Annotated in this window: 10 protein-coding genes; 2 read left to right on the plus strand and 8 right to left on the minus strand. The window is 41.6% G+C overall.

Translation table 11 applies throughout. The annotated features are described in order from the left end of the window. The first annotated feature begins 146 nt into the window (after positions 1-146). On the plus strand, positions 147-2579 hold the full coding sequence (locus HMPREF1504_RS09975; protein WP_038125295.1) for a homocysteine S-methyltransferase family protein: 2433 nt from the start codon (positions 147-149) through the stop codon (positions 2577-2579). Positions 2580-2690: 111 nt separating this feature from the next. Beyond that, a complete protein-coding gene (locus HMPREF1504_RS09980; protein ID WP_005375925.1) occupies positions 2691-3548 on the plus strand; it encodes a methylenetetrahydrofolate reductase in 858 nt (285 codons plus the stop codon). Between the two features lie 293 nt (positions 3549-3841). On the opposite strand, the gene rsmG is transcribed toward HMPREF1504_RS09980, so the two are convergent. The 8 genes from rsmG to rpmH form a co-directional block, all read right to left on the minus strand. Beyond that, positions 3842-4591 (minus strand): 16S rRNA (guanine(527)-N(7))-methyltransferase RsmG, encoded by a 750-nt coding sequence (gene rsmG / locus HMPREF1504_RS09985; RefSeq protein ID WP_038125296.1) that lies wholly within the window; start codon positions 4589-4591, stop codon positions 3842-3844. Between the two features lie 745 nt (positions 4592-5336). After that, positions 5337-7208 (minus strand): tRNA uridine-5-carboxymethylaminomethyl(34) synthesis enzyme MnmG, encoded by a 1872-nt coding sequence (mnmG, locus tag HMPREF1504_RS09990; protein ID WP_038125297.1) that lies wholly within the window; start codon positions 7206-7208, stop codon positions 5337-5339. A gap of 148 nt (positions 7209-7356) precedes the next feature. Further along, a complete protein-coding gene (gene mnmE / locus HMPREF1504_RS09995; RefSeq protein ID WP_038125298.1) occupies positions 7357-8742 on the minus strand; it encodes a tRNA uridine-5-carboxymethylaminomethyl(34) synthesis GTPase MnmE in 1386 nt (461 codons plus the stop codon). A 269-nt stretch (positions 8743-9011) separates the two neighbouring features. Continuing rightward, positions 9012-9797, minus strand: coding sequence for an RNA-binding cell elongation regulator Jag/EloR (gene jag, locus HMPREF1504_RS10000; RefSeq protein WP_038125299.1), 786 nt, complete (start codon positions 9795-9797; stop codon positions 9012-9014). A gap of 8 nt (positions 9798-9805) precedes the next feature. Next, positions 9806-10462: a YidC/Oxa1 family membrane protein insertase gene (locus HMPREF1504_RS10005; protein WP_005375962.1), complete on the minus strand. Its 657-nt coding sequence runs from the start codon at positions 10460-10462 to the stop codon at positions 9806-9808. Positions 10463-10634: 172 nt separating this feature from the next. Beyond that, positions 10635-10889 (minus strand): membrane protein insertion efficiency factor YidD, encoded by a 255-nt coding sequence (gene yidD / locus HMPREF1504_RS10280; protein WP_071991557.1) that lies wholly within the window; start codon positions 10887-10889, stop codon positions 10635-10637. 121 nt (positions 10890-11010) lie between these two features. Then, complete coding sequence (gene rnpA / locus HMPREF1504_RS10010; protein ID WP_038125300.1) at positions 11011-11358, minus strand: ribonuclease P protein component; 348 nt, start codon at positions 11356-11358, stop codon at positions 11011-11013. Positions 11359-11437: 79 nt separating this feature from the next. After that, positions 11438-11572 carry a 50S ribosomal protein L34 gene (rpmH, locus tag HMPREF1504_RS10015; RefSeq protein ID WP_004692946.1) on the minus strand — a complete coding sequence of 45 codons (135 nt, stop codon included), beginning with the start codon at positions 11570-11572 and terminating at the stop codon, positions 11438-11440. Between the last annotated feature and the right edge of the window lie 983 nt (positions 11573-12555).

Consider the following 12555-nt stretch of genomic DNA (forward strand, 5'->3'; position numbering starts at 1 on the left):
GCCCGAAGGGCGTAGACAGACCCGGCCGGTGGAGCGAGAAAGAAATGTTCATTCACAGCTCTAATGTTTACATACTTTAAGGCGGGCTGACATCACAGAGTTCATATATCAATAATTGCATCTATTATATATAAAGGATGATTCACATGTACATTTTTGACGGCGCTATGGGTACAATGCTCCAAGCAGCAGGCCTAGAAGAGGGTTATTGCCCAGAATTATTTAACGTAGAAAGACCAGAAGTAGTAAAAAATATCCACGCTCAATATTTACAACATGGCAGTGATGTGATTACTACAAATACATTCGGTGCTTGTAGCCTTAAATTAGAAGATTACGATTTACAAGATCGCGTACGAGAGATAAATATTGCTGCTGTAAAGGTAGCCAAAGAAGCTATTGCAGAGGTTAAACCATCTGCCCGCGTAGCCGGTTCTATGGGCCCTACAGGACGATTTTTGCAACCTTTAGGCAATATGAGTTTCGATGATATATACGATACGTACAAAGAGCAAGCAGATGCTTTAATCGAAGGTGGTGTAGATTTTATCATCATTGAAACGATTATCGACGTACAAGAAATGCGTGCCGCATTATTGGCATCCTTAGATGCACGTAATGAAGCAGGGAAAACTAAAGAAGACGTACAAATTATTTGTCAATTTTCTTTCAGTGAAGATGGACGTACTATTACAGGCACGCCACCTGCAGTAGCAGCTACCATCGTAGAAGCCATCGGTGCAGATATCATCGGTATCAATTGTTCTCTTGGACCTGAGCAAATCAAACCGCTTATTGAGGAAATTGCAAGTGTGACGAATTTACCAATCAGCTGTCAACCGAACGCAGGTATGCCACAACTCATCAACAAACAAACTGTATTCCCATTAACGGCTGAAGAGATGGGGCCAATGATGCTTGCTATCGTCGATGCAGGTGCAAGTTATGTAGGTGGCTGCTGTGGTACAACACCAGCGCATATTCAATCGATTTCTGATGCTGTAAAAGCACATACGCCTAAGGAACGCGCTCATATTGAGCCTAAAACAATCATTACAAGCCGTACAAAACTTCTTGAGTTAGGTCATAATGTAAAGCCATTAATTATTGGTGAACGTATCAACCCAACAGGTCGAAAAGTATTAGCTCAAGAGTTACGCGATGGTTCTTTCATCCGTGTAAAACGCGATGCCTTAGATCAAGTAGAGGCTGGTGCAGATATTCTCGACGTAAATATGGGCGTTGCTGGCATGGACCAAACACCTTTGATGGAAAAAGCGATTTTTGAGCTATCCATGCTTGTTGAAACGCCATTATCCATCGACACACTAGACCCCGCAGCTATGGAAGTGGCCCTTAAAAACTATCCAGGCCGCGCCCTTATCAACTCTGTAAATGGAGAAGAGGAGTCAATCACACATGTTATGCCTTTGGCTAAACGCTACGGTGCTGCATTACTTTGTTTGCCACTTTCCAGCGGTGATTTACCAGAAAAAGCAGAGGACCGTGTCGCTTTAGCTGAAAGCATCGTAAATCGCGCTTATAACTATGATTTACAACCTCATGACCTTTTACTCGATCCATTGGTATTAACACTTGCTAGTGGGGAAGATAGTGCACGACAAACTCTAAAAACATTGCGTTTATATAAAGAAAAATTTGGTTTCCCAACAGTTATGGGCCTATCCAATATTTCTTTTGGTATGCCACAACGTCCATACTTAAACGGTCAGTTCTTAACAATGGCACTCGCATCAGGCTTAACTACGCCAATTATGAACCCACTTAACTACGCCGCTAAAAAGGCATTCGTATCAAGCTCCACACTTCTTGGTTGGGATCCAGGATCTGCCGAGTTCATTAAAGAATACGGCTACGAAGACGAAGCAACAGCGCCAGGCAATGCGGCGCCAAAAGGTCCAGATAAAGCATCCTTTGATAGCAACGACCCATTAGCCAATATCCGCGCTTGTGTAGAACAAGGCGAAAAGGAAGCCATTGTTGATCTTGTAAAAAAAGCATTAGCTGACGGCATGGATCCATTGGATATTACGAAAAAAGGGCTTTCAGAAGCCATGAACGTAGTAGGGGACAAGTTTGGCTCTGGTAAATTATTCTTGCCACAAGTTATGCTCGCTGCGGAAACGATGCAAGCTGCTTTCAACACTATCAAAGAAATCATTCCAGCCAGCGACAGTTTAGATAAAGGAACCGTTGTTGTAGCCACTGTTAAGGGCGATATTCACGATTTAGGCAAAAATATCGTAGCCGCTTTACTTGAAAATAATGGTTACAAAATCGTCGATCTCGGCAAGGATGTTGACCCTGAGGTCATCGTACAAGCCATTAAGGACAACAAGGCGGCCCTCGTAGGCATTTGTTCCTTGATGACGACCACAATGCCTCAAATCGACAATACCATCGCTGCTATTCGTGCAGCCGGCCTTAAAACGAAGGTCATGGTTGGTGGCGCCGTAGTATCCCAAGATTACGCTGACCAAGCGGGCGCAGATATTTACGCCAAGGATGGTATCGCGGCTGTAAACCACGCGAACGATTTCTTTGAAACTTTGAAATAATGGCTAATCCAGGCATATAATATAGGTAATACTCATGGTGAAAGCCCCAAATAATGCTCACATAACGCATATGAGGCTTTCACCATACATAGAATAGATAAGAGGTATATGATGACATTACGTGAGAAACACCAAAAAGGCCAGTTCACCATCACCGTTGAATTGGACCCACCTAAAAGCAGTTCTGCTCAAAAGGTTTTTGAACAAGCAGCGCGCCTAAAAGGCAAGGTTGATGCCATAAACATTGCGGACAGCCCTATGTCTAAAATGCGCATGAGCCCTATTTCCTTGTCCTATTTATTGCAACATAATGAAGGCATCGAAACGATTTTCCACCTCACATGCCGTGATCGCAACATCATAGGCTTACAATCCGAACTGCTCGGTGCTGCAGCACTTGGTGTTAATAACATTTTGACACTGACAGGCGATAAGCCAGACCATGGCGACCATCCATTCGCACAATCCGTATTTGAAGTGGATTGCATGGGCTTACTAAATATTGCTAAAACATTGAACAGCGGTAAAGATTTAGCAGGTAACGACCTCGATGAACCTACGAACTTCTACATTGGCGCTACAGGCAATCCTGGTGCTCCTGATTTAGAAATCGAACGTCAAAAACTAGCTGCTAAAATCAAAAATGGTGCCCATTTTGTGCAAACACAACCAATCTATGATTTAGAACAAGCTAAACGTTATATCGACAAAATGTCTGAATTCAATGTACCTATTATGCTTGGTTTAATTCCTCTTAAAAGCTTTAAAATGGCAACATACCTTCATGAAAAAGTACCTGGAATCAACCTTACCCAAGACATTCTAGACCGCGTTGAAAAAGGCGGAAAAGAAGCGGGTACAGAAATCGCCATCGAAACCTTGGAACAAATCAAAAAAATCGCTGCAGGCGTACATATCATGCCGCTTAATGATATAGATACGACTTTGCATATTATTGATCACGTGTAATCCTTTTAATACAACAGTAAAAGGAATGTCCTCCCAAAACCTCCACCGGCCGGGTCTGACTACGCCCTTCGGGCTTCGCAGGGCCAAAGTCGGTTTTGGAAGGACATTCCTTTTTATTCATTTATAAGACATTACACGTGATTAAATAATATGCAAATCTTAAAAGAACAGGGAACGAATCAAAATAGATTTGTTCCCTGTTTCGTTATACTGTAAAAAAATAGACCATTCCAAAAACGATTTCGGGCTCCGCGAAGCGCAGTAGCGTATCGTTTTTTGGGATGGTCTATTTTTTATAACGGTTTATCCTTTATTTCTTTTGGTTTACGTGGGTATTGTTTCGGTGTTTTTCCTGTTTTCTTGATGTACACGATAGCTCGTTTATCATCTAGTGTCGGTAAGGTCACGGTTCTTACATCTTCGATGGATGCTTTTAATGTGCTAAAGGCTTTATCAGATTCGCCGACTTCTTCTTCGTAGATAGCGCCTTTTAAGGCGATAACATAGCCGCCTTGTTTAACATAAGGCACAGTCCATTCTAATAGGATTGGTAATCTTGCAACGGCACGACTCGTAGCGATATCAAAGCTTTCACGATAGTCCTGATGACTCAAATCCTCAGCGCGTCCATGTAAGGTCTTGCAGTTCGTCAATTGCAATTCGTCGATAACGGACTCAAGGAAGGTAAGGCGTTTCTTGAGGGAGTCAAACAAGGTCACGAGCAAGGTTCTGTCATAGATGGCCAAGGGAATGCCAGGGAAACCAGCACCGGTTCCTACGTCGATAATGGAGGATCCAGAATTGATAATTGTCGGATCATAACAAGATAGGGAATCAATCATGTGCTTAACCACGACTTCTTTCATATCCGTAATACCGGTGAGGTTAAGATATTTATTTGTTTCAATCATGCGTGCATAGTACACGTAGAAATCTTTTGCTTGCTGCAGTGTGCATGGCAATCCAAATGCTGCCATTTGTGAAAGCATATATTCTACAAACTCAGATTCACTAGCGATAGGCACATCATATTTTTCTTTCATCGGTGCTCCTAACTATATGTATGTAATTCAGGTTAAAATTCATTTATTTGCGCTGTAAGACCTGTTTATGTACTTCTAGGATAAATTATATACAAAGCACTTAAAAAAGAGCATACAAACGAAATATAAGAGTCATATTTGTATCTATTATACCATATTCTCAATATATTCTCATTTAGTATATAGATAAAAGTGCAAAAAGAGGAGGTACGCATAAAAATCTTATATCATCTAAACCGCCTCATAATTGTAAACCTATTTTGTTAACCTTCTAACACATCCTTTTCCAAATTTATATATCTTATTTCTACCTTTTAAATTTTACTGTTTATCTATAATTTATCACTATGAACTTTTCTTCACATATAAATTATTTTGTCTATTTTGAATGTACACTCGGTGTATTTCTCTAGTGTACATATTTTACTGATATAATAATATGTATTTTATAAATATTCATATAAATATACAAACTTTTACGTATATACTCACTTTTACATTTATAAAAAATAAAGCTTGCTAATGGTATCATTTATATATACACTACAATCAATAGGAGGTGATACCCATGAAACAAAAATGTATGTGGTTCTTATTTAAACTTGGGCTATCCTTATTTACTCCAGATTATATGAGTCAAGGTCGCGAAGTCGATGAGCATCAGGAACGGAAAACCTTATAACAGAAAAAGCTAGTTAATCAAACGATTAGCTAGCTTTTTCTATTATGTAATTACTTATCGCAATTATTTACTTCTATTATATTGTTCTAGTTGAATCAACAGTACAGACACATCCGCCGGCGATACACCAGAGATACGACTGGCTTGACCGATGGAGTGAGGGCGAATTTTGTTGAGCTTTTGTTGCGCTTCAAGGGAAATACCTTTAATTTCTGTATAATCCCATTTTTTTGGAAGAATTTTTTCTTCCAGTTTGCGAACCTTCTCAACTTGTTCCATTTGCTTTTTGATGTAACCTTCGTAGGTAATGGCAATATCCATAGCTTCTTCTACGTCAGGTGTAAAGCGTTTCAAACCGAATGCATCAGCTACGGTAGCATAGGAGATTTCATTACGTTTTACCAAATCATATGCGTGGATGCCTGTTTTGATAGGGGCTGTGCCTAGGCTTTCAAGTAAGGATTGTGTTTCCTTGGATGGATTGACAGGTGTATTTCGCAACAATTCCATACCTTCTTCGATGGCCGCTTTTTTAGCTGTAAATTTAGCCCAACGATCGTCTTTCACAAGGCCGATTTCACGACCTTTTTCGGTAAGGCGCATGTCCGCATTGTCTTGACGAAGCAATAGACGGTATTCACTGCGGCTCGTCATCATGCGGTACGGTTCGTTGGTACCTTTTGTTACGAGATCATCGATGAGAACACCAATGTATGCTTCGGAGCGAGTAAGGATGAAAGGTTCCTTACCTTCGAGCCATAAAGCAGCATTAATACCAGCCATGAGGCCTTGTGCAGCCGCTTCTTCATAGCCAGATGTACCATTAGCTTGACCAGCAGAGTAGAGGCCTTCAATATGTTTTACTTGAAGTGCTGGTGTTAATTGTGTTGGGTTCAAACAATCGTATTCAATAGCATAGGCAGGGCGCATGATTTCGACGTTTTCAAGACCAGGAATGGTGCGAAGGAATGCGTATTGTACGTCCATAGGAAGGGATGTACTCATGCCTTGTACATACATTTCATTTGTACCCGTTCCTTCTGGTTCTACGAATAATTGATGGCGTTCTTTATCGGCAAAGCGCACCACCTTATCTTCGATGGAAGGGCAGTAGCGCGGGCCAACACCTTCAATTTTACCGCTGTACATAGGAGCACGATGAATATTGCTTTTAATAATCTCATGCGTTTCCTTATTCGTATACGTCAACCAGCACACATCTTCGTTGCGGTTAATCCATTCGTCCATAAAGGAAAAGGCATGATGATGTGCATCGCCTTCTTGAACGGCCATATTTTCAATATTAAGCGTCCGTTTATCTACGCGGGCTGGCGTGCCAGTCTTAAAGCGCATCAATTCAACGCCATTATCTAGTAGGGATTGAGAAAATTGTTCCGCTACCCGTTGCCCATTTGGGCCACCTACATAGTCGATATCACCGATGAGGATTTTACCTTTCAAATAGGTCCCTGTACAAAGAATGACTGCCTTAGCGCCATAGAATTCGCCAAGCTCAGTAACGATGCCCGTTACCTTACCATCCTCAACCTTGAGCTCCGTAACCATGATTTGCTTAACATTGAGATTATCCGTATTTTCCAAGGTATGTTTCATCAAATGTTGGTATTTAATTTTATCCGATTGGCAGCGCAAGGAATGCACGGCAGGGCCTTTACCCATGTTGAGCATACGCATTTGAATGGCCGTAGCATCCGCATTGATACCCATTTGACCGCCCAATGCATCGAGCTCATACACAAGATGACTTTTACCAGGGCCACCAACGGCAGGGTTGCACGGCATAAGTGCAATATTATCCAAACTGATGGTCGCCATCAACGTGCGATGACCCATGCGGGCGCAGGCGAGGGCCGCCTCACAACCAGCATGACCGCCACCGATGACAATGACATCATAATTATCTACAGTATACATATCTATTGAATTCCTTATATTTATTACTTATTTTGAAATGTATATGGAATGATAACTTCCAAAAAACTCCACCGGCCGGGTCTGACTTCGGCCTACGGCCTTCGCAGGGCCAAAGTCGTTTTTTGAAAGCCATCATTCCATATCTACATTACTTACCGAGACAAAATCTACTAAATAATTCATCTATCATGCTTTCACGAATTGTATCGCCCGTGATGTCGCCTAGTAGTTCCCAAGCGCTGCGCAAATCGGTCGCTACAAAGTCCACCGGCATGCCCATATCGATGGAGGAGAGGGCTTGTTCTACCTGAGCCTTTGCTTGTTCCATGAGGCTGATGTGGCGCACGTTACTGATCATGGCGCTGTTGTCTTGTTTTACGCGACCGCCATAGACGAGTTCTTGCACCCATTTAGAGAGAACTGCAGATCCTTCGCCGTCTTTGGCACTGATACGTTCGATAGCTGTAAAAGTCCCGTGTTCTTTAATATTTTCGTCTGTAACGACTTGTGCCACATCGGACTTATTAAGGAGTACGATGGTATTCAAACCGCTCACAGAGGTCAAAATTTCGATTTCTTCAGAGGTTAATGGAGTAGACCCATCGATAACACAGAGTACGATATCTGCTTTGTTAATATAATCACGAGCACGCTCCACGCCGAGGGCTTCCACCGTATCTTGTGTGTCTCGAATACCTGCCGTATCGATGAGGCGCAATGAAATGCCTTCTACAGTCATATATTCTTCAATACTATCCCGCGTCGTCCCCGGAATATCCGTTACAATAGCGCGGTTTTCGCGCAAGAGAGCGTTCATAAGGCTCGATTTACCTGCATTTGGACGGCCTACAATAACCGTCGTAATACCATCGCGAATAAGACGACCTGTGTTCGCTGTGGACAAGAGTTCATCCATAGCTTTCAAAATAGGCTGTAATTGATCGCGAACCTCTTGGCTCGTTACATCCTCGATATCCTCTTCTGGATAGTCGATAGTTACCTCTAAATGAGCAATCATGGCGATAAGCTGTTCACGCACATCTTTTACAAAGGACGAAACTGTGCCGTCCAGCTGCGATACAGCGAGAGAGAGGGAGTCCTCTGTTTTTGCTTCAATAATATCAATGATCGCCTCCGCTTGAGTGAGGTCGATACGTCCGTTCATAAAGGCACGCTTCGTAAATTCGCCGGCCTCTGCCATGCGTACATCGTGATTGACGAGTAATTTCAAGATTTGTCGAACCGGTACAATACCGCCATGACACTGAATTTCTACCACGTCTTCTGCGGTATAAGAATGAGGGCCTTTCATTAATAACACAAGAACCTCGTCGATGGTCTTGTTCGTCGCTGGATCCACAATAGTCCCGTATTGAATCGTTCTATTTTGGCGTTCCATCAACGGCACGGTGCCAGCGCTCTTGAACAGGCTATTTACAATAGGAAAACTATCCTTGCCGCTGACCCGAATAATACCAACCCCGCCGATGCCGGGCGGCGTCGCAATGGCCGCTATTGTATCATCTATATACATAAAAATCTCCGTACTTCGAATCTCTTTAATTTCTTCGCCTGTGAAAGTTAAACTAAACCAATCTTACCCATGCGAAGATTACCTTAAGTTAGCTTTCACCATAACTTATTGATTGCGATAACGATGGTGTTCCAAAACCTCCACCGTACCTATATTAGAAATTAGAAAAGTGATGCCAGTATTCCGAAACCGACTTTGGCCCTGCGAAGGCCGTAGGCCGGAGTCAGACCCGGCCGGTGGAGGTTCTCGGAATACAGGCATTACTATCATTATTTCTTATATGAAATCACAATGTGACGGAATGGTTCATCACCAGCGGATTCTGTGACGATGTGTTTATCATCATGCAACGCCGTATGAATGATTTTGCGTTCAAATGCATTCATAGGTTCTAAGGAAACCTTTTGACGGTTACGTTTTACCTTAGCTGCAAGGCGTTTTGCAAGATTGATCAACGTTTCTTCACGACGAGCACGGTAATTTTCCACATCCACCACGATGTGACAATGGCCAGACACCTCTTTGTGAGCCACCAAATTCGTTAAATATTGGATAGCATCAAGGGTTTGACCGTGTTTACCAATCAAGATACCAAGGTCTTCACCATGTACTTGGAACGTGATTTTATCACTGGTAAACATCTTTTCAATCATCACGATAAGGCCCATTTGACCGAACATCTTTTCAAGGAATTCCTTACCTTTTTCAGCGATGATTTGTTGTGTTTCTTTTGAAAGCTCTTGTTTAGCTTTCACAGATACCGGTGAATCATCAACAGATTCAGCCACATCGCGTTCATTAGTCGCAACAGGCACATCCGACACAGCATCAGAAGTCTCAGCGATGACTTCTTTTTCTTCTTCCGTAGCCGCAGCTGATACCGTTGTATAGAACAAACGAACCACAGCTGGTTTACGGCCAATACCTAAAAAACCATTAGAAGGTTGTTCAATAACCTTTGTTTCTACCAATTCACGGCCATCTATAGAAAGTTCTGCAACCCCTTTAGCGATGGCATCTTCAATCGTTTTAGCAGATACATCGATAAATTCCATAGTGCCTCCTATTTATTAGCTTCTAAGCCTTTGTAAATGAAATGTTGTTGCACCAATTGGAACACATTGGATACAATCCAGTAAATAACAAGACCAGATGGGAAGTTCAAGGAAATATAACCGATGAACAATGGCATAAAGATTTGCATAATCTTTTGTTGTTGTGCAGCGGCACCACTAGCACCCATACCAGTTTGTCGGGACATAAGCCATGTGGACAAAGCACTCAATACTGGCAAAATGTAGTATGGATCTGCTTCGCCAAGGCTAGGAAGCCATAAGAAATGTTCGAATTCAGGATTGTAAGGATATCCTTGCAATGCGTAGAAAATAGCAATCAAGAACGGCATTTGCACTAATAAAGGCAAGCAGCCAGCCAATGGGTTTACGCCCATTTCTTTGTACATAGCGCCCATCTCAGCTTGTAAACGTTGAGGGTCGTTTTTGTATTTTTCTTGAAGCTCTTTCATGCGAGGTTGTAACTCTTGCATTGCTTTCATAGATTTAATTTGTTTTACTGTCAACGGCGCTAAAATCGCTTTAATAATGACAGTAATGATGATAATAGCCACCCCATAGCTTGGGAAGCCGACCATGTCAGTGAAGTTGAAAGCATATGTCACAAGTGTGCGCATAAATTCAACTAAATAGTTAAAAATTTCCATTGTTTCTCCTTCGAGTGCAGGTCAAAATTGGGTTCCTTCGCGCATCCATATATCGTTATGGTATGGTCTAAATTTCATCCATACAGATGCTCAGGTATTTCCAAAACTATGCTCACTCAAACTAATGTCAATTGTGAAAGTTGTACTAGTCTTATCTTTCACCAATACCAAATTAAGGAACGGGATCATACCCGCCCTTGTGGAATGGATGACAACGCAAAATGCGTTTTAGCCCAAGCCAGCTACCTTTCAAAGGACCATATTTTTCAATGGCCTGCAGTGTATATGCGGAACAAGTGGGATAATATCGGCAACATCCCGGTTTGAGAGGGGAAATGGCAATCTGATAGAAGCGAATAACGAGCCATAAAACAAAGGTAACCCCTCGTTTTATAAGATTTAATACAGTTATACATGTATTTTTCATAGAATTCACCATGATTGGATTAGCGTATGTATCTAAGACATTTCCACCAAATCCATATACCTCATAATACGCGAATAGGACCAAAGCATAGCGCTGTCCATGCTTGTGGTCCTATATAGGATTATACTAAGAGCTTGCTTTTACGCAATAAGTACAGTATTTCCTTTTCCGCTCGTTCATAGGTTACGTCCTTCAGAGGGCCACGTCCAACGATAACAATATGATATCCTTCGCGAATTTGATGCTGATTGAGGCGATACACCTCTTTCATAAGGCGACGTGCTCGATTGCGTTCAACCGCACAACCCACCTTTTTACCCGTCACAAATCCGATGCGAGTCTTTTGCTTCGCTACAGGCATACGATATAACACACATAGGCGTCCTACCTCGTACTTACCATGCTTATACACAAGGCGATATTCATTATTGTTTATAATACGTCTCGTTTTATCTAAGCGGTAATCCATTGTATCGTCCGAGTCCTATAGAATAGAAAAACTTGGCAAGAGCGCCAAGTTTTCTGAAAGCTCTTGCTGAGCCATTATATTATGCAGATAAGCGTTTTCTGCCTTTAGCACGTCTTCTTTTTAATACGAGACGGCCACCGATAGTTTTCATGCGTTCACGGAAACCATGGGTACGTTTTCTCCAAAGAGTATTTGGTTGATATGTACGTTTCATTAGTAAAACACCTCCTCGTTATATATTTGTTTTACTTATACCATAACAGGGTAATTATAGAGGGAAAATGCAAATCTGTCAATAAAAAACAGGTGTTTTCTTAGCATTTTTAATATGTGCGAAACCGATATCACACTATTTTTGAATATATAATTTGTTTGCTGCCAACATTTTCATAATTTAGTAATGAGGAAAGGGCCATAATTTTTCGCTCCACCGGCCGGGTCTGACTACGGCCTGCGGCCTCCGCAGGGCCAAAGTCGCTGCAAAATCATGGCCCTTTCCTCATTCTACTGTAACTATGAAAACGTCAAACAAATTATATTGCATTCAAAGATCATCCTATCGGTTTCGCATCGCTAAAAACAAACAAGTAAATACCTGTTTTTTTATTGAAACAGATTGCGCGCACCTTCCCTTAGAGGGGAATACAGAATCTACTATTTTAGAGCAACATACATACACCCCTTTTGAAATAGAACAGGCCTGTTCTATTTTTCAGAACACCCTATACACATACCTTTTTTGAATTAGTACACGCCTGTTCTATTTTCCGGAACACCCTATACACATACCTAACACCCTATACACATACCTATTTTGAATTAGTACACGCCTGTTCTATTTTTCAGAACACCCTATACACATACCTATTTTGAATTAGTACACGCCTGTTCTATTTTCCGGAACACCCTATACACATACCTATTTCGAATTACTACACGCCTGTTCTTTTTTTCACAACACTATATACACATACCTATTTCGAATTAGTACACGCCTGTTCTATTTTTCAGAACACCCTTGTTCTATTTTTCAGAACACCCTATACACATACCTATTTTAAATTAGTACACGCCTGTTCTATTTTTCGGAACACTCTATACACATACCTATTTTAAATTAGTACACGCCTGTTCTATTTTTCGGAACACTCTATACACATACCTATTTTAAATTAGTACACGCCTGTTCTATTTTTC

This window comes from Veillonella sp. ICM51a, assembly GCF_000524355.1.
Taxonomy (GTDB): domain Bacteria; phylum Bacillota; class Negativicutes; order Veillonellales; family Veillonellaceae; genus Veillonella; species Veillonella atypica.